The organism is Arthrobacter sp. sptzw32, from assembly GCF_059089735.1.
On sequence record NZ_JBNHEZ010000006.1, the window covers coordinates 39175 to 57834 of the forward strand.

15 protein-coding genes are annotated in these 18660 nt (G+C 61.0%); 5 read left to right on the plus strand and 10 right to left on the minus strand.

The annotated features are described in order from the left end of the window. Window positions 1-37 precede the first annotated feature (37 nt). Together AC5RVN_RS12600 and AC5RVN_RS12605 are read right to left on the minus strand one after the other, a co-directional pair. A complete protein-coding gene (locus AC5RVN_RS12600; RefSeq protein WP_494138145.1) occupies window positions 38-622 on the minus strand; it encodes a histidine phosphatase family protein in 585 nt (194 codons plus the stop codon). After that, window positions 619-2124 carry a CCA tRNA nucleotidyltransferase gene (locus AC5RVN_RS12605; protein WP_494138146.1) on the minus strand — a complete coding sequence of 502 codons (1506 nt, stop codon included), beginning with the start codon at window positions 2122-2124 and terminating at the stop codon, window positions 619-621. The genes AC5RVN_RS12600 and AC5RVN_RS12605 overlap by 4 nt, the downstream gene beginning before the upstream one ends. A 206-nt stretch (window positions 2125-2330) precedes the next feature. On the opposite strand from AC5RVN_RS12605, the gene AC5RVN_RS12610 reads away from it, so the two are divergent. From AC5RVN_RS12610 to trxA, 5 genes are all read left to right on the plus strand, one after another. Beyond that, on the plus strand, window positions 2331-2831 hold the full coding sequence (locus AC5RVN_RS12610) for an NUDIX hydrolase (protein ID WP_050057127.1): 501 nt from the start codon (window positions 2331-2333) through the stop codon (window positions 2829-2831). Window positions 2832-2890: 59 nt separating this feature from the next. Continuing rightward, window positions 2891-5137: a murein biosynthesis integral membrane protein MurJ gene (murJ, locus tag AC5RVN_RS12615; RefSeq protein WP_494138147.1), complete on the plus strand. Its 2247-nt coding sequence runs from the start codon at window positions 2891-2893 to the stop codon at window positions 5135-5137. Window positions 5138-5303: 166 nt separating this feature from the next. Continuing rightward, complete coding sequence (locus AC5RVN_RS12620; protein WP_494138148.1) at window positions 5304-6887, plus strand: ABC transporter substrate-binding protein; 1584 nt, start codon at window positions 5304-5306, stop codon at window positions 6885-6887. A gap of 231 nt (window positions 6888-7118) precedes the next feature. Further along, entirely contained in the window at window positions 7119-8075 is a 957-nt protein-coding gene (trxB, locus tag AC5RVN_RS12625) for a thioredoxin-disulfide reductase (protein ID WP_494138149.1), read from the plus strand. 35 nt (window positions 8076-8110) lie between these two features. Next, the gene (gene trxA, locus AC5RVN_RS12630) at window positions 8111-8437 is read left to right on the plus strand and encodes a thioredoxin (protein WP_494138150.1); all 327 of its coding nucleotides are present in this window, start codon (window positions 8111-8113) and stop codon (window positions 8435-8437) included. Window positions 8438-12583: 4146 nt separating this feature from the next. Here trxA and AC5RVN_RS12635 read toward each other — a convergent pair. The 8 genes from AC5RVN_RS12635 to rpmH form a co-directional block, all read right to left on the minus strand. Further along, complete coding sequence (locus AC5RVN_RS12635) at window positions 12584-13918, minus strand: ParB/RepB/Spo0J family partition protein (RefSeq protein WP_494042253.1); 1335 nt, start codon at window positions 13916-13918, stop codon at window positions 12584-12586. Window positions 13919-13983: 65 nt separating this feature from the next. After that, window positions 13984-15051 carry a ParA family protein gene (locus AC5RVN_RS12640; RefSeq protein ID WP_494042252.1) on the minus strand — a complete coding sequence of 356 codons (1068 nt, stop codon included), beginning with the start codon at window positions 15049-15051 and terminating at the stop codon, window positions 13984-13986. A gap of 89 nt (window positions 15052-15140) precedes the next feature. After that, the gene (rsmG, locus tag AC5RVN_RS12645) at window positions 15141-15791 is read right to left on the minus strand and encodes a 16S rRNA (guanine(527)-N(7))-methyltransferase RsmG (RefSeq protein ID WP_494138151.1); all 651 of its coding nucleotides are present in this window, start codon (window positions 15789-15791) and stop codon (window positions 15141-15143) included. A 21-nt stretch (window positions 15792-15812) separates the two neighbouring features. Continuing rightward, a complete protein-coding gene (locus AC5RVN_RS12650) occupies window positions 15813-16379 on the minus strand; it encodes a Jag family protein (RefSeq protein ID WP_494105810.1) in 567 nt (188 codons plus the stop codon). Beyond that, window positions 16379-17359: a membrane protein insertase YidC gene (gene yidC, locus AC5RVN_RS12655; RefSeq protein WP_494042249.1), complete on the minus strand. Its 981-nt coding sequence runs from the start codon at window positions 17357-17359 to the stop codon at window positions 16379-16381. The genes AC5RVN_RS12650 and yidC overlap by 1 nt, the downstream gene beginning before the upstream one ends. A 15-nt stretch (window positions 17360-17374) precedes the next feature. Further along, entirely contained in the window at window positions 17375-17770 is a 396-nt protein-coding gene (yidD, locus tag AC5RVN_RS12660) for a membrane protein insertion efficiency factor YidD (RefSeq protein ID WP_494138152.1), read from the minus strand. Further along, window positions 17763-18173, minus strand: coding sequence for a ribonuclease P protein component (gene rnpA / locus AC5RVN_RS12665; protein ID WP_494042247.1), 411 nt, complete (start codon window positions 18171-18173; stop codon window positions 17763-17765). Before rnpA ends, yidD begins: the two co-directional genes overlap by 8 nt. A 39-nt stretch (window positions 18174-18212) precedes the next feature. Continuing rightward, entirely contained in the window at window positions 18213-18350 is a 138-nt protein-coding gene (gene rpmH / locus AC5RVN_RS12670) for a 50S ribosomal protein L34 (RefSeq protein WP_003800212.1), read from the minus strand. Window positions 18351-18660 lie beyond the last annotated feature (310 nt).

Below are 18660 nucleotides of genomic sequence, written 5' to 3' on the forward strand. Positions count from 1 at the left end.
CTTACCGCCGCTGCCGGAAACCCTCGGAGGAGCGCCGCTAAAGACCCCACCGGACAATTGCCGGTGTCCTCTTATCCCAACCCAAGGTGCAGACTTTTGCAGTTCCGAGGATAAAGTGCCGCCCCTCGGCAGGAGGCAGTTCGAGCCAGCGCGCTGTGAGGATCCGGGAGAAGTGGCCGTGGGCCACAATAAGGACGTTGTCCATTCCCGATTCGAGTACGCGCCCAATAATCTTGTCCGCCCTGGCGGCCACCTCGTCCAGTGTCTCGCCGTTGGGCACGCCATGGGTCCAGATCAGGTAGTCCGGGTTGTCTTTCCGGATCAGGTCCGAGCTGATTCCCTCGTAGTCGCCGTAGTTCCACTCGACGGCAAGGGGCTCGTGCTGGGCGTCGGGGAAGCCGGCCAGTTCAGCGGTCCGGCGCGCGCGCCTCAAGGGAGAGGTCAGCACCAGGTCGAAATCCACCGGGTCCAGAACCTTGCGGGCTTCCACTGCCTGCTGTTCGCCTTCGACGGTAAGGGGCAGATCGGTGAGTCCGGTGTACTGCCCGCTTTTGGACCACTCGGTCTCGCCGTGGCGGAGGATCCAGAGCTGCGGCCGGGGGGCAAGGGCAGGGTAGGTCACTTGGACTCCTTTGAGGAACGATCGACGGCGGCAGGAGACGTTTCAGCCCCGGCTTCAGCGGGTGCGGCTTCGGGCTGTTCCGCCCACCAGCGGAGCAGTCTAGCTTCGGCTTCCTCGGTGGGCAGGGGGCCGTGCTCCATCCGCTCATTGAGCAGGAACTTGTAGGCGCGGCCCACCACGGGACCAGGTTTGAGCTCCAGCAAAGCCATGATCCGGGCGCCGTCCAGGTCGGGGCGCACCGCCTCCAGCGATTCCTGTTCCCGCAGCGCGGCGATCCTGGCCTCAAGGTCGTCATAGGCGAACGCCAGCCGCTCGGCCTTCCGCTGGTTGCGGGTGGTCACATCTGAACGGGTCAGCCGGTGCAGCCGTTCCAGGAGCGGCCCTGCGTCGGTCACGTAGCGGCGTACAGCGGAATCGCTCCAGCCGGCCTCGCCGTAGCCGTAGAAACGCATGTGCAGCTCCACGAGGCGGGCGACGGCTTTGATGGTGTCGTTGTCGAACCTCAGCGCCTTCATCCTCTTGGAGGTGAGTTTCGCACCCACCATGTCGTGATGGCGGAAGCTGACCGCGCCGCCCGGTTCGAACCGGCGCGTAGCCGGCTTGCCGACGTCGTGCATCAGCGCTGCGAAACGCAGCACGAAATCAGGCGCCGGCACGGGGCCTTCTGTATCCGTTTCCAGCTCCGCTGCCTGTTCCAGCACCTGCAGCGAATGCTGGTACACGTCTTTGTGCCGGTGGTGCTCATCCGATTCGAGCCGGAGGGCGGAGACTTCGGGCAGCACGAACTCGGCGAGGCCGGTGTCCACCAGCAGGTCCACGCCGACCCGAGGCCGGGCACCGCAGATGAGCTTGGTGAGTTCGTCCCGCACCCGTTCCGCGGAAATGATGGTGATCCGTTCTGCCATCCGGCTCATGGCCTGTCGGACGTCGTCGTGGACGGAAACACCCAGCTGCGCCGCGAACCTGGCGGCACGCATCATCCTCAGCGGATCGTCGGAGAAGGACGCTTCGGGGGAGCCGGGCGTGGCCAGGATGGAGGCGTGCAGGTCGCGCACGCCGCCAAACGGATCCACGAGCTCCAGGGAGGGCAGTTTCAGGGCCATCGCGTTGATGGTGAAGTCGCGCCGAAGCAGGTCATCGGTCAGGGAGGAGCCGAACGCCACCACGGGCTTCCGCGATTCCGGATCGTACGCCTCGGCGCGGTAGGTGGTTACCTCAATCTGGAAGCCGGCCTTGCGCATGCCGATGGTCCCAAAAGCGCGGCCAATCTCCCAGTAGTTGTCCGCCCACTTTTTGATGAGGGCCACTGTCTGGTCCGGCGTGGCGTCGGTGGTGAAGTCCAGGTCCGGTGAGGTCCTGCCCAGGAAAAGGTCACGCACCGGGCCGCCCACCAGCGACAGTTCGTGGCCGGCGTCCACAAAACGCTGGCCGAGCTCCAGGACCACCGGGTCCACCTGGAAATCGACGGTGTGGGATTCAGTCTCGTGATGTGCGTGCGCCATAGTTACTTAAGCTTGTCAGAAACCAGCGGCGGCGCAGGCCAAAATACCGTCAAGTTCCGCTCATTCCGTCCGCCACCGGGAATGCGCCTCATCTGCAGTCCATGTTCGTGTCATGTTCCGGTCATCACGAACGGGCAACAGTCGTTAGAGTGGACTCCATGGCCCATCCAGTACCGAGCGCTCCAGGCAGGAGGACAAACGCACCGTTGCCGTCGGCAATTGGTGCGCACGTTGCACCTGCCCAGCACTCGGCACCGGCCTCGCTGCCCACGGTGGAGGAAGTCTCCGCCGGCGGCGTCGTGGTGGACACATCCGACGCCGAGCTGAGGGTGGCCATTATCGCCCGCCTTAACCGCGGCGGACGCCTCGAATGGTGCCTGCCCAAGGGTCATCCGGAGGGCAAGGAAAACAACGAGCAGGCCGCAGTCCGGGAAATCGCCGAAGAGACCGGCATCGAGGGGGATATCCTCGCACCGCTCGGAAGCATCGATTACTGGTTCACGGTCAGCGGCCACCGCGTGCATAAGACGGTCCACCACTATCTCCTGCGCGCCACCGGCGGTGAGTTGACTATCGAGAATGATCCGGACCAGGAAGCGGTGGATGTTGCATGGGTTCCCATCCAGGAACTCGCGCGCAAGCTGTCCTTCCCGAACGAACGGCGCATCGCCGACTTGGCCCGCGAAGTCCTGCCCGAACACCTCTAGGCGGCACAGCTGTGCCGGCATTGCCGTGATAGGCGCCCACGGGTGAGACGATGAACTCGATGTCAGCTTCCAATTCTCCTTCCGATCAGTCCGGCCGCGCCGGCGGCGCTCCCCACGGTGTGCCCGGCCACGACACATCCACTGACCGTGCACACCTGGCCGGCCCGCCCATGGACGGGGCACCACTGGACGGCGGACCCGTTGACGGGGCGCCGGCAGAAATTGTCTCTACCGACGGCGGTTCCGCGGAGGCTGGACAAGCCGCCGCGGCGCAGGCAGGCGAGACCAGGTCAAGCGCCATCATGGCCGCCGGAACCCTGGTTTCGCGCTTCCTGGGATTCGGCAAGACCTGGATGCTCGGCACAGCTCTGGGACTCGGTTCCACGGTCAATGACACGTTCATCAACGCCAACAACCTGCCCAACCTGATCTTCCTGCTGGTGGCCGGCGGCGTGTTCAACGCAGTGCTCGTTCCGCAGATCATCAAAGCCAGCAAGGCTCCCGACAGGGGAGCGGACTACATCAGCCGGCTGCTGACATTGGCAGTCCTGCTCCTGCTGGGACTGACGGCGCTGGTTACTTTGGCGGCGCCGTGGGTCATCGAACTCACCACCCAGGGATACTCCCCGCAGCAGAAGGCACTGGCGGTTACGTTCGCCTTCTGGTGCCTGCCGCAAATCTTCTTCTACGGCCTTTATGCCCTCCTCACCCAGATCCTCAATGCCAACGGCGCTTTCGGGCCGGCCATGTGGGCGCCCATCCTCAATAACGTGGTGGCCATAGCCGGGCTGGGCATGTTCATCTGGATTTTCGGCACCAACGAATTCAGTCCGCACACCCTGGAGAACTGGGGTGACACCCAGACCCTGTTCGTAGCCGGATTCTCCACCATCGGTGTGGTGTCGCAGACCGCCATCCTCATGATTCCCGTGATCCGGCTGAAACTGGGGCTGCGGCCGCGGTTCGGCTGGCGGGGAGTGGGACTCGGCCAGGCAGCCAAGCTAAGCGTGTGGACGTTGCTGACTGCCGCCGTCGGGCAACTCGCCTTCCTCTACGTCATGCGCATAGCCACCATTCCCGGCGCCGAGCGCATCCGGCTGCAGCAGGCGGGGGACCCCGCTGCTGCCATGCTGCCGGGCAACGCCGTTTTGGAAGTGGCCAGCCAGCTGTACCTGCTGCCGCATTCCATCATTGCCCTGTCCCTCGCCACGGTCCTGTTCAACCGCATGACCCGTGCGTCCCAGGACGGCAACCGTGCCGAACTGCGCGATGCCCTCTCGCACGGACTCCGGACCATGGCCGTTGCCACAGTTTTCGGCGCGTTGGCACTCTTTGCCCTGGCGGGCCCGCTCGGCATGTTCTTCTCAGGCGGCTTGCGCCAGGACGGCGTGATGCTGGCCCAGACGCTGACCATCCTCGCGCTCAGCACACCGTTCATGAGCGCCAACTTCATGATGTCGCGGGTCTTTTACGCCAACGAGGACGCCCGGACCCCCTTCTACATCCAGCTGCTCCTGGCAGTTGTTTACGTGGCCGGGGCATTCGCCATCCAGTTCCTGCCGGTGAACCAGATCATCTACGCCATCGCCGTGCTTTACATGGTGGGCAACATCCTTTCCGTAGTTATCAGCGCCTACTTCCTGCGGCGGCTCCTGGGGCATCTGGACGGCCCGCGGATTGCCAACTCCTATATCCGGATGGGCTATGCCGCGCTGGGTTCGGCAATTGCGGGCGCAGGAGCGCTTTGGCTGATGGGCAGCTACAGCCCGGACGGGTTTGCCTGGCGCGACCGGCTCGCAGCGCTGATCACGGTTATCGTGGTGGGTCCCGTCATGCTCGTGGTGTATTTCGTCCTGCTCAAGCTGCTCCGGGTCTCGGAACTTCGCGATCTGCTTCGTCCCCTGCTCGGGCGGCTGGGACGCGGCCGGCAAGATCCGCCGGCGACGGAAGGCGGGACCCCGCCGTCGGACACTTCACCTGGCGCACCCTCCGGGGAGCCCCGCCGCCCCGCGCCGGAGCGGGCCACCACGTCGGTTGATACGGGCCTCATCCCGCGCATTTCAGGTGAATTCGACGCCGTTTCCTTCCGTGCCGGGCCGGTTCCGGAGCGCGCCGGCCAAAGGCATGATGCCGACGGCGGCCGCGGCTCCGCGGGTTCGAGCGCCTATCTTCCCGGCGAGGATCAACCCGGCACCGCACGCGGCGGTCTGTTGCGCGATCAGATCCCGCTTCCGGGCCGGCGGACCTTCCAGGGGAAGTCCGGCGAGAACCCACACTTCAAGCCCCGGCGGCCCCGGAAAAAGTGATGCTTGCCCGGTTTGCCGCTGTCTTTGTCCGCGGGGCGCCGGGCGCCATCGGCTAGGATCGAAAGGGAACAGGGGTAGTTGCATTCAAGGGTCAGCTCCCCGGCGGCCCCTTGAACGGTGGTTGCGTCATCCGAGCCGGCGATCCCGGACAGTCTAGGAGGAACACGTGTCCAACCCGATCGATGTCGGATCAGTACTGGGCGGCCGTTACAAGGTCACAGCCACTGTATTGGCCTCGCACGACCACGATCTGGTGCTGGACGGTGTGGACCAGGTTCTCAACCGACCCGTCAGCATCCTGGTTGCCGGACCTCAGAACACCGAGCAGGTTGCGCAGAGCGCCCGCGAAGTAGCCACCGGTGAACGCCCCGGGACTGTTCAGGTTCTTGACCTCGGCGTGACTGAGGATGCCACGTACCTGATCACCAACCACACGTCCGCGGCGGACCTGCTGGACCTCGTGGTGGCGTCCAATCCACCGTACGTGGAGCCCTTTTTTACGGACACCCTTGGAAGTGAAATCTTTGGGCAGCCGCGGTCGCATGAACCCGAGCCCTATGACGACGAAGACCATGTAGAAGCGGGTTACATCAACTACGGAGAGCGACACCCCAGCCAGGTTGATCCGTTCCGTCCCGCGCCCGTCGTGCCCCCGCAACCTCCCGTCCGTCCGGCTACGGCACCCGCTGCCCGCAAGCCTGCCGGTGCGTCTCCGCTGGGCGGTGCTGCCCTTGGCGGCGCTGCTGCCGGGGCTGCGGCTTCACACGCTTCCGCCCGCCCGGCCGGCCCGTTGACGCAGCCCGTTGGCCCTTCGACACGGCCTGCGGGAGACACGGCTGCTGCCAGCGCTGCCTCCCCTTCAAAGCCGGCACAGGCGCCTGAAACGGCCAAGCCGAAGGTGTCCCTCTGGTCCGAGGACGACTACGCCAGCGCTGACGGCCAGGACCGCCACGGGGATGCGCCGGTAGAACATGACCGGGCGGTAAAGAAAAAGTCCTCCGCCGTATTTGCCCGTGCGGCGGCTCCGGCAGCCGCTTCCTCTGCTGCCGCCCCGTCCCACGTGGAACAGGACGACTACGACGACCGGGACGCCCCTGCACGTGGACCCCGTTCCATGCGCTGGCTTGTGGGCGGGCTGCTGGCCGTTGTCCTGATTGCCGGCCTTGTCTTCGCCGTTACCAACCTGGGCAGCCTTTTCGCCCCAGAACCTCAAGCCAACCCATCCGCTCCTGCCACGAACGCTGGCGCTCCCGCAGGCTCCGGTGCACCAACGCAGGCACCCACCTCGGCGCCGCCCGCAGTCCCGCCCGCGATTGAAAGCGTCAGCCGGCAGGGCAACTTCGATTTCGCGGCCACCTTTGACCGTGACCTCATCAAGGCGTACGACGGTAACGCCGCCAGCTACTGGTCCGACATGGAATTCGCGAGCGAAAACTGGGGCGGCCTGGCCGCCCAGGGCGTGCCGCTGGTGGTAAAGCTGGAAAACCCGGCAACCGTTTCATCCGTCACACTTTCGCAGCTTGGTGGCTCCGGCGGAAACATCACGGTGTACACCAACAGCCAGCCCTCCCTGGACGGAGCGAAGGCGGTGGGCACCAACAGCTTTACGTCGGCAGACCTGAACATGCCCCTGGCAGAACCCGTACAGGCCCAGTACGTTATCGTTTCGATCAACTCCCTGCCGAGGCTGGCGGCGCCCAAGACGCGCTACGGTTATGGCCTTCGGCTGGCCGAGGTAAAGGTTCAGTAACCCCCACGGATTGCGCTCGCTCCGCAACACCTGGGGCGGAGATTACTCTGCGGTGCTTGGCTTTGCTGCAGGGCGGTAACCTTGAAAGAGCGTCTCGCGGAGTTCGCTTACTGCTTCCCGCCGGCATTCCGTTGCGCCAGGGGCCCGGAATATTCAGGCTGCAGTATCAGTTGTGCCATGTGGCCGGCCTCCAAAGCGGGGCGCGTCAAAAAGGAAGAGGTTCACCGTTCCGTGACCATCACAGAAAGCACCACGTCAGATTTACGTGATGTCATCATCGTCGGCTCCGGCCCGGCTGGATACACGGCAGCTGTCTACACTGCCCGCGCCAACCTGAAGCCCCTGTTGTTGGCAGGTTCTGTCACTGCCGGCGGTGAACTGATGAACACCACAGATGTGGAGAACTACCCGGGCTTCCCGGAGGGCATCATGGGACCGGACCTGATGGAGAACTTCGAGAAGCAGGCAGCACGCTTCGGTACCGACATACAGTTCGAGGACGTCACTTCGCTGCAGCTCGTAGGTCCGGTAAAGACAGTCACCATTGCCACGGGTGAGAGCTTCCAGGCAAAGGCAGTTATTCTCTCCACCGGCTCCGCCTACCGCGAGTTGGGCTTGCCCAATGAAAAGCGGCTGTCAGGGCACGGCGTCAGCTGGTGTGCAACCTGCGACGGTTTCTTTTTTAAGGACCAGGACATCGCGGTCATTGGCGGGGGAGACTCAGCGATGGAAGAGGCACTGTTCCTCACCAAGTTTGCGAAGTCGGTAACGGTTGTCCACCGCCGTGATTCGCTCAAGGCCTCGAAAATTATGGCTGACCGCGCCCTGGCGCACGAGAAGATCAACTTCGTTTGGAACAGCACGGTGGAAGACGTGGTTGGAGACCAGAAGGTCAGTGGTCTGAAGTTGAAGAACCTCATGGACGGTTCCGTATCCGACCTGGCCGTAACTGGCGTATTCGTGGCTATCGGCAATGACCCCCGTACTGATCTGGTTAAGGGCGTCCTGGATTTGACGCCCGAGGGCACGATTGCCGTGGCTGGCCGCAGTTCCAGGACCAGCTTGCCGGGCGTTTTCGCGGCTGGAGACGTTATCGACCCCACCTACCGTCAGGCCATTACAGCTTCGGGTTCCGGCTGTGTTGCCGCTCTCGACGTTGAGCATTACCTCGCAGACCTGCCCGCCTAAGTCCGTAAGCGCTATACGAGAAAAGAGATAAAGCTATGAGCAATGCGAAAGACGTAACAGACGCAAGTTTCGGTACGGACGTTTTGTCCTCGGATAAGCCGGTTATCGTGGATTTCTGGGCCGAGTGGTGCGGCCCCTGCCGCAAGCTGGGTCCCATCCTGGACGAGATCTCAGTCGAGTACAGCGAGAAGGTTGACGTTGTGAAGCTGAACGTCGATGACAATCCGGGTATTGCCGCTGAGTACGGAATCACTTCGATTCCCGCCGTTTACCTGTTCCAGGGCGGGGAAGTGAAGAGCACCGTCGTCGGGGCAAAGCCCAAGCAGTTTTTTGAGAAAGAATTTGCTGACGTCCTTTCCTAGGAGCGCAGCAGCGGACAACGTCCGGTACTTGGAAGTGGCCACCGCCTCGCAGCGGTGGCCACTTTTTTGTGTACCTAGGCATGGCCTTGGCACTCAGGCAAGGGCGCAACTGCAGAAGATTGTTAGTTTTGAGCTCTGTCTTAATCCTTGACCAGGGCTTAGAGCGGGTTCGCCACGGCAGGGAAGAAGCCTCTTGGTAATGCGGTGGACGCCGTTGAACTAGTGCATAAGTACCTCGGCCCACTCTTCCTGTTTCACGTGAAACAGGAACAAGAGGGCCGTTTCAGTGGTCATTGGCAACGGCTGCACAGCTACTCCAGCTTTTCGCAGCGCCACAACGAGTGGACACCGGTGCGGACCATCCTCATGTTTCACGTGAAACGGCGGCGCCCCTTCGCGGGAAATTGGTGATGCCCTACTTGGCATTGCACAACAGCAAAGACGACAGCTTCGATGATTCGCGGCACGTTTCGTACCCGCGCGGAGCCGGCATGCGGCGCCTACTTTGTTGAGACTCAGTAGCGTAGACTCCTGGGTGTCCGAGGAAGATCGATACACCGAGCTCCTTGCGTCTGGCTGGCCTCCAATTGCAGGTAAGTGTAAGCACTCAAGACCACCTGACCCTCCCCCAGAGTAGTGCGGCGTTTCGCCACACCTCGCATGCCCTGTATGGGTAAGACTAAGTTGAACGCCAAGGTACGCACCGGCGTTTCACGTGAAACAGCTACGACGAGGGGGCGCTTTGAGTTAAGGCGCCCGCTTCGGGAGTGCACTCCTTGCAGCACACACCCGACAGTCCCCATATCCGCTGCACACGGAGGACGTGCAGACGTACGACCGATGGCCCGACCAGTCACTCAGCAGCGCAACCGCACCTTCCGCGGCAGCAATGATCTGCGGTTGTAGTAAAGAAAGCGGGAGGGGCGGGCTTAGTTATATGGACCGGAGGCCTGCTCTTATCCTTGAGGGTCGAATTTACTCCTCCCATCATTGCAATTTCTGACCCTGCTATCGGCAGTGCCTCGACTGTATAAGTGCTAGACCAAAACGCGAGGACTACACAGCTGCAACCACGACCCGGGCTTGGTCTTTACTTCGGGAAACAGCTAACAGTCGAACGACAGTGCAGCAGTACCAAAGGATTCAGAGCATGTGTACGGCTCGTTGTGTCCTGCAAGAGCAGGCGCCTAAACTACGACGGGCAACAACGGTAAAGCCCGTCTGGCTCCCACCAGCCGATTGGTTTCACGTGAAACATGGCCGGCGGCAGAGCGAAGAGGCGTGTCCTTGGAAACATAACAAGTACAGAGTTGTCGTTGCCTGACAGCTAAACACCAACGCGTGGGGGCTAGGCGAAGCACGACCACCGTGAAGCACGATTGTAGAACGGTGTTGCGGCGAAGTCGGCACGGATACGGCGACTAACAGAGAGCACTTACGCAGTTCATACTCTCGGTAGTATCAAGCGTTGTGTAAAGCCAATTCAAAGGCGGTCGTTCTAGAACAAGAAGACCGCCCTAAGAGCAGCTCAACAAAAGCAGACTAAGCCCACAGGAAAGGGTCGCATGCAGGTACCTCACCTCCAAGGCGATTGGGCTGACCAGTATAAGCAACTTCGGCGGCGATGGCCTCCAAGGCGCAAGGGGGTGTCCATGCCAGGCACATTTGCTTGCCCGTCCCCGCCATCATAGTCACGAGCGGATTCGCAGATGGGACAACTTCCTGCACCGCTGCTCGTAGTTTCGGGTGCCTCCTTCCACAGGCTTATCCACATCCACGTTGCCACTTGTCCCCATAGTTATCCACAATTGCTCAGAAGTGTTACTGTCCTCACTCCTCGCTGTCAGCGGAGGTCGCGTGCGTGTTGTGGTGTTAAGGCCGGCTGCTGTCGGGAGTGTAAGAGCGCCCAGTGCATACGCCGGAACCGGAAGGCGCATAACCTGGCTGCTTAGTAAACCTAATCCGGCTTCTTAGGATCTACGCTGGGCGGTGCGGCGTGGCAGCGGCTGCTGTGCACGCGTGTGGGGTTTGTGTTTCACGTGAAACGGCGACGAACGTAAGAGTACGAGACCTGAGACGTGTGGGGCGGGCGAAAGCGCGGACCGGCTGACGTGCAGGTCCGGCGCCGTAGGTATCCACAGTGTTGTCCACAGCACTTTTCCACACGACGCCACGGCTGCTGGGTCGCTGATTATTGCTGGACATGTATAGATGTAGCCAGCGCATACTAGGAGGTAGAGGTGATTCGACGTGCTGGGCCGCTCCACCTCACCATTGCTTGAATCGCGGGCCGTGGCTAGCCTTCCAATCTTTCATCTGCGGCTGAACTAAGGCCGCAATACGTCGCTGTCGAGGACCCGCTTATAGGCCAGCGAGGCACCTGGTTTGTCAACAGCAGGAACCATATGTCCGGTTGATCCTCGAGCGATAATAAGGCATCGTCCCGGCGGCCGTCAGTGAGGGTTTGGTGATGCAAAGCATTGCCTAGCTGCAGGGGTACTGGCCAAAGCGCGCTGCTGTTGTGTATTTACCGGAAGGGTCAAGGCACATACAGCGATCCGGGACGCTGTCTGACGGTGCAACACCACCCAAGCGTCCTATCGGGCTACTAAAGCCTATGCTGTGCAAGGAAGGGATAACAGCAGCCGCTGCCTTGCGGTGTAGTAGGGACCACCGATCTTAACGCATCACTAGGCGGAAGGGCTGCCCTACGATCCTCTCCTTTTGAGGCCACTACAGCCGCCGCGGGCGCTTGGTGGTTCATGTCTTAGCACACTCCAATGGCTAGCTGTTACCCGTATTTATGAGACGACCAAGTGCCTACGGATGTTTCACGTGAAACGCAGCGAGCGTTGAACGATGGGTCCGTAGGCTTCTGGCCGCAATAGGGAAGTGCCACGTGCTTGGGTCACCAAGAGTGCCCGCGTCCTGATGTCGCCTAAGACCACTGGACTAGCTGAACTGAGCGGAAAGTAGCTTGCACGAATGCCGACCTGCCCGCACCCGGGACAGCCATGCGGATTAATCGTGGCAGCAGTGAAGGGCTCGGCTACGGCGTAAAGCAGCCGCTGAAGGTGCGGGCAGGCCGCACGCGAAGCGCTGTATCGCAGGAATACCGCAAGTTCGATGACTGTCTGTCCCAATCGCTGCAAGTAGATCGGGGCGCCGCAACTAGGTTAGCGGGTGCCCAGACCTTGCCGATAGCTCGCTAGGAGTGTTCGCTGGCGCAAATACGTAGGGTGACACCGCAGGTCGACTCAGAAGAAGATGAGCTACGGCATTTGAATCGAGTGCAATAGCCATAAGCGCCTGGCCACCTAGGATGCCCCATGCAAAGAACACCCGTTCCCCGACTGTGGAAAGGTCAGTAGCAACGCCAGCACAAGGCACCTTTTCCTTGGAACGACTGGTTCAAGAACTTCGTAACTATAGGAGGCTCCACATTCGCGAGCCCAACTTCGGTCCCAAACACACGTTACGGAGGAACGTTTCACGTGAAACACCTACGCCCACTCTAAGGAACGTCGGGCCAGAACATGCCCTAGTCGCCCTTGCACCGAGGCTACTGCTCGCGCCGATAGCAATCGTAGTCAAAGCTAAGCCTGAAATTGATATAGCTGCAGCCACTATCCGCAGTAGATCTCCAACCGCAGAAAAAGACCAGGTCTGCGTCATGTGCTGCACCTCCTCGTGTTTACGGTACTCCGGCCATAAGTGCTGGGGGAGTTCCGGACCAATCCCCCAGTAACGCCAGCAGCGGTTCTCGTCCGGAAAAGCACGGAGAAACTTCGTGGCCGCTCTGCCCTAGTGGCCGAAGGACAACGAGCAACAGTCCACATGAATCGCATCCGCTGTTTCACGTGAAACAGCAACTCTAAGCCCAAAAGTCGCTACGACCACAAGTGGAAGGAGGCAGACTTCGTAGTCCGATAACGGGGACCTACAAGGCGCAGACGAGCACTATGAAAATTTGATCTCGATGCCCAGGCATACGTTGAGTGGGCCCAACTGAATGAAGGCTCCACTGCAAGTCGTGCAGCGGAGCATTGAACAACGTTAGTTTCCTGCCATTAGCCAATAGCAGACGCGCCTGTCACCGGGTTATGGGAACCCGCTAGAAGCAGTAAAACGCCGGCGCCAGGACTATTAGTTCTCCGAACCAGGAGCGAGCACGTCCATGATTCGGTTAAGATCCTCAACACTGGCAAATTCGATGCTTACTCGGCCCTTACGAACGCCCAGCGAGATCTTCACGTTCGTGTCCAACCGATCGGAAAGCGACGACGCCAGGTAATCAAGGCGCTCGTGGCGCGCACCAGGACGCGGAATGTTGTTCTTGGCCGGCTTGGCAGGGTCTTGGTACAGAGCCACGGCTTCTTCTGTAGCGCGCACAGACATTCCCTCGGCCACAATACGCTGGGCAAGCCGTTCCATCGCAGCTGCGTCAGGAAGCGCCAGGAGGGCGCGTGCGTGGCCCGCAGACAGCACGCCGGCCGCAACCCTTCGCTGAACCAAAGCAGGCAGCTTCAGAAGCCGGAGGGTGTTGGACACCTGCGGGCGCGAACGGCCTATGCGGTCGGCCAGCTGTTCGTGGGTAGTACCGAAGTCCTCAAGGAGTTGCTGGTAGGCAGCAGCCTCTTCCAACGGGTTCAGCTGGCTTCGGTGAAGGTTCTCGAGCAGTGCATCCCGCAGCAGATCGTCATCGGTGGTGTCCCGGATGATGGCGGGGATGGTTTCGAGTCCAGCGGCCTGTACAGCACGCCACCGCCGTTCACCCATGACGAGCTCAAACGGTTCTCCACCCACTTCGGTTGAATTCCGAACCACAATGGGCTGGAGGACACCGACTTCGCGAACTGAGTGCACAAGCTCCGCCATGTCGTCCTCATCAAAGACCGCACGAGGCTGTTTCCGGTTTGGGTGGATGTCGGAGACGCGTATTTCCGCAAAACGGACTCCCGGGACCTGCACCAGTTCCACACCAGTGTCCGTTGCAAAGGAATCAAACGAATCACCAGCGGCGGCATCCACAAGCTCCGCCTGGTCCGCCTTTGACGAGTCCGTTGTGGCGGTGTCAGATGCCTCAGCCCCACTCTTTACGGTGGGCTCGTCGGCGTCCTGAGTGCTGCCGGCGCTGTTCCCTGCCGGCTCGTCAGTGGAGTCCACGGGAGTGGGGGCTGACGTCGGTGCCTGCCGCGCGGATGATTTCGCTGCAGACGTCTTGGCCGGCGAGTTGCTGGTTGCCTTGGCTGGAGACCTTTTTATGGACCCTGATTTACCCGGCGTCGTCACCTTCAGGACCGACTCCTGCGTCGACAAAGCATCGACTTCCTCCGGCTCGGAAGTCTTCCTGCGCCCCTCGGGAAAGAAGAGATCGACGGGCCGTGAGACCGCTGCACCGTTGCCGGCCCCGTTCGCACCGGCGGAACTCGGAATCAGTGCGCCCAAACCGCGGCCTAGGCCCCGTCGCTTCTCGCTCATGGGTAAATCCCTCCAGTGGTAGAGCACGGCCTTACCGCGCTCCAGTTGTTGCAGTTCTTGAAGTTTTAGCGTTCCGCTATTTCAGCAGCGGCTTCCAGGTAAGAAAGGGCTCCACTGGATGAGGGATCGTACGTCATCACGGTTTGCTGGTAGCTCGGAGCCTCCGAGATGCGGACCGAGCGCGGCACCACCGCGGACAGTACTTGTTCGGGGAAGTGCTGGCGGACCTCGGCGGCAACCTGGGCAGCGAGGTTGGTCCGGCCGTCGTACATGGTCAGGAGGATGGTGGACACCACAAGGTCAGCGTTGAGATGCTTCTGGATCATCTCGATGTTTTTGAGGAGCTGGCTCAGCCCTTCCAGTGCGTAGTACTCACACTGGATCGGAATGAGGACTTCGCTCGCCGCACAGAACGCGTTGACCGTCAAGAGGCCGAGGCTCGGAGGGCAATCAATGAAGATGTAGTCCAGGCGTTCTTCGCCCTTCTTTTCACGCGTCTTCGCGTAAACATCGATTGCCCTACGTAGCCGCTGCTCGCGCGCCACGAGTGACACAAGCTCAATTTCCGCACCGGCCAGGTGAATGGTTGCCGGTGCACAGATGAGGTTTCCGATATCCGGGCACTGCGCCACTACATCAGAAAGAGGAACATCGTTGATCAGGACGTCATAGATGCTGTCCACGTCTGCGTGGTGCTCGATGCCCAACGCAGTGGAAGCGTTGCCCTGGGGGTCAATGTCAATGACCAGAACATTCAGTCCGGCAGCGGCAAGGGCGGCGGCAATGTTGACCGTGGTGGTGGTCTTGCCTACGCCACCCTTTTGATTGGACACGGTGAAAATGCGCGTCTTCTCGGGACGCGGCAACTGGCGCCCCACGAGCCGTTCGCGCCTGCGGGTCTCGTGCGCCAGTTCGCGAGCAATTGGACTTGTGTCGTCTATGGCATCGATGATGTTTGCCCTACCGGTAGACGTTGTTTCACGTGAAACGGCGCCCGCCGAAGACGGTGCTACCTTTTTCGATTGATTAGACGAAAAACCTGACGAAGCGGATGCAGCACCAGCGAAAGAACGCGCTGACCCCAATGACACGAACGGCGGTATCCGTTGCGTGGAGGCTTCGCTACTGGTCACTGGGGCACACTCACTCTCGTTCAGCTGTTTTTGCTGCCGTTGACTAGCCTAACTGCTTACCCCGGCAGACCGTGGCCGCCGGGCCTACCCTAGGCCTTCTTTTGGGACTTGTTCACAACGATGCGCACTACAGTGGTGGGCTCTTCCAGCAGGTTGTCGCCCACCGTGACGACAGATGTCTGAACGCCCCCAAGTTTTCGGATAACCTTGGCGGCCTTTTCGATCTCCTCGGCCGCGCTGCGGCCCTTGATGGCAACAACCTCGCCATGGCCGCCAAGCAGGGGAATAGTAAGGCTTGCGAGGTTGGTCAGTGCAGATACCGCGCGTGCCGTCACAACGCCAGCCTCCACATGCCCGACGGCAAGTTCAGCACGCGTCCTCATGACGGTCACGTTATCGAGGTCCAGGTCGTCGACCACTTCTTGCAGCCAGATCACCCTGCGCTCCAGCGGTTCGATCAGGGTAAGCTCCAGGTCAGGGCGGGCGATTGCAAGGCAAAGGCCTGGCAGCCCGGCGCCACTGCCCACGTCGGCTACGTGGCTTCCCTGCGCAATCTCACTCTCAATGACCGCGCAGTTGAGGACGTGCCGTCCCCACAAGCGGGGAATCTCCCGTGGCCCGATCAGACCACGCTCCGTCCCAGAGGTGGCCAGGTGCTCCACATACCGCTTCGCGAGGTCCAGTCGGTCACCGAAAATCTTTTCAGCCGCCAGAAGCTCAGCTGCAGTGATGTCAACCATGATCAGGGAATCAGCAATCCTCTAGTCCGCGGATACAACAATGTGGCGTCCGGCGCCTTCGCCCTCGGACTCGCTCACGAGGCCCAGATCAGCGACGGCGTCGTGAACGATCTTCCGCTCATAAGCACTCATCGGTTCGAGAGCAACAGCTTCGCCTGTCTCCTTTACAGCAGCTGCCGCATCTTCGGCGATCTTCTGAAGGTGGCCCGTGCGTTCCTGCCGGTAGCCGTTGATGTCCAGCACCAACCTGGACCGGTTCTCCGTAGCGGACAACACCGAGAGCCGGGTCAGTTCCTGCAAAGCTTCCAGGACTTCGCCGTCCTCTCCCACCAGGCTGTCCAGGGTGTCGGACTCTTCTTCCGTAACGATCGAGATGTAGGTGCGGCCGTTGCGGACCTCTATGTCTATGTCACCGTCAATATCTGCAATGTCCAGGAGTTCCTCGAGGTAATCAGCTGCAACGTCGCCCTCTTCCTCGAGCCGGCTGGCCGAGGACACCTTGGGGGCGGAGTTGTCCTCTGCCGCGGACTCGTCCTGATCGTCGATGATCTCTTCGGAAAGGGCGTGTTCGGTACTTTCGGCTGACATTACTTCTTCTTCCTGTTCTTGCGTTGTGGCTGGATGCGCTGTCCCTTGGCCTGTGCCACGGCAGCAGCGGCCGCAGCGGCGTCGGCGTCATCGTCCTTCTTGCCGCCAAGGATGGAGAGGGCCGGGAGGCCCTTGGCGGCACGGCGCTCGGCGAGGGCCTTGGCAGCGGGGGATCCCGGCGTCGGCATGCGGCGGATGACAAAGAACTGCTGGCCCATGGTCCAAAGGTTGGTGGTGGTCCAGTAGATCAGGACACCGATGGGGAAGTTGATGCCGCCCACACCGAAAACGATGGGCAGGATGTAGAGCATCATCTTTTGCTGGCGCATGAAGGGGCTGGCCATGGCCTCTTCAGACATGTTCTTGGCCATAATCTGCTTCTGCGTGATGAACTGCGAAGCTGTCATCGCCAGGATCATCAGGATGGAGAGGATCCAGACTGCCACCACGTTGCCACCAGGGGGTGTGCCATGGAGCAGGGTCGCCGACAGGGGGGCACCGAAAATGGTGGACTGGTCAAACTGAACCACCTGCTCGTGGCTCATGGCGCCGATGCCCTCGCCTTCGCGGCTGGCCGTCGAAATACCGGACAACACCGTGAACAGCGCAAAGAAGAACGGCATCTGGATCAGCATGGGCAAGCACGCGGAGAACGGGTTGGTCCCGTGCTTCTTGTACATCGCCATCTGTTCCTGCGCCATGGCCTGGCGGGACAGCTGATCGGTCTTGCCCTTGTACTTGTCCTGAAGTTTCTTCAGGTCCGGCTGCAGCAGCTGCATGCCGCGCTGTGCCTTGATCTGCTTGACGAAGACGGGGATAAGGGCGGCACGGATCACCAGCACCAGCCCGATGATGGACAGCGTCCAGGTCCAGCCCGAGGCCTCAGGCAAGCCAATAGCAGTCAGGCCCTCGTGGAAGCCCACCATGATGATGGACACAAGCCACTTGAACGGAAACATGATTGTTTCAAAGAAGTCCATACTTATCCCTATTCGTCAGGCCGCAGTGCGGCCTTCTCCATCAGTCCGAGCAGCCAGGTACTTGTCCGGGTTGTTCAGCACAACAATTGTGGGGGTCTGGCTGGCAGGCCATTCCCGGTGGCCGGCGGGGACATGATCCACACCACCGGCGTTCCATGGATGGCAGCGGCCGAGGCGGCGGGCGGCCAGCCAGCTCCCCTTGACGGCGCCATGGACGGTAACAGCTTCAAGGGCATAGGCCGAGCATGAAGGGAAGAATCGGCAGACCTGGCCGTACAAGGGAGAGATCACCTTGCGGTAGGCAGTCAGCAAAAGGATAAGAGTGTTGCGGGGCAGGTTCCAGAGGAACCTCCCGGCAGCGGAAGCAGCAGGAAGGAGATAGGTGACGACGACGGCGGTGGCGTTACGCACGCAGTGTCCCCTCCTGTGTTGTATCGGCCGAACCGTTAGCAGCAGCCCGTGCAGGGCGGCCAGCCAGCCGGGTCATAGTCGCTGCCAGTGCGGCGTTGTAATCCGACAACAGCTGATCCCAGCTTGCGGACGCGGACGCAGGAAGCGCCCGGACCACTATGGCAAACCCGGTACCGTACTCGCGCAGCGAGGCAGCACCTGCTTCTCTCAGTCTCCTCTTAACGAGGTTCCTGACCACAGCGTTCCCGACACCTTTGGAAACGATGAACCCGATCCGGCTTGGTTCGTCAGCAGCAATGGCTGCCGTATATAACACTACGTTCCGGCGTCCATTGCGGACACCGGAACGTACAGTTGTTGAAAAATCGGTTGCAGTCCTCAAACGGTTGCGGGTGGCCAGCACCTTAAACTCGCAAAGAAATGTCTACCGACGAGTCAGTATTTACGCCGACAGCTCGGTACGGCCCTTGCCACGACGGGCTGCCAGGATGGCGCGACCGGCACGGGTACGCATACGAAGGCGGAAGCCGTGCTTCTTGGCTCGACGGCGGTTATTCGGCTGAAAAGTCCGCTTGCTCACGTTAGTTACTCCAGTGGATCAAAGGTGCGCCCACCCGATCAGTAAGGGGAAGAACTGGCCGACGCTAAGTTTTGTATATGCACGCTTCCCCCGGCTGCTCAAACGCACTGCGTCTGAGAGATTCAGATGGGGCCAAAAAGCGGACACAAAGGACTTCACAACGTTAGGGCAATTTGAACCCCCGAGTCAAACCGAAGCAGGGCAGCAGCAGTATCCACAACTGTGGCCAAGCAGCCCTTCCAGCCTGTGGATGAAGTGGCTCACAGCCCCGTTTTCAGAACAACAGCCGTGTAATTATCCACAAGCTACT

Bases quoted from the DNA above. Each gene is read 5' to 3' on its own strand.
- trxA (WP_494138150.1), top strand. From the start codon at position 8,111: ATGAGCAATGCGAAAGACGTAACAGACGCAAGTTTCGGTACGGACGTT.
- yidC (WP_494042249.1), bottom strand. From the start codon at position 17,359: ATGGACTTCTTTGAAACAATCATGTTTCCGTTCAAGTGGCTTGTGTCC.
- AC5RVN_RS12605 (WP_494138146.1), bottom strand. From the start codon at position 2,124: ATGGCGCACGCACATCACGAGACTGAATCCCACACCGTCGATTTCCAG.
- rsmG (WP_494138151.1), bottom strand. From the start codon at position 15,791: ATGGTTGACATCACTGCAGCTGAGCTTCTGGCGGCTGAAAAGATTTTC.
- AC5RVN_RS12650 (WP_494105810.1), bottom strand. From the start codon at position 16,379: ATGTCAGCCGAAAGTACCGAACACGCCCTTTCCGAAGAGATCATCGAC.
- murJ (WP_494138147.1), top strand. From the start codon at position 2,891: ATGTCAGCTTCCAATTCTCCTTCCGATCAGTCCGGCCGCGCCGGCGGC.
- AC5RVN_RS12635 (WP_494042253.1), bottom strand. From the start codon at position 13,918: ATGAGCGAGAAGCGACGGGGCCTAGGCCGCGGTTTGGGCGCACTGATT.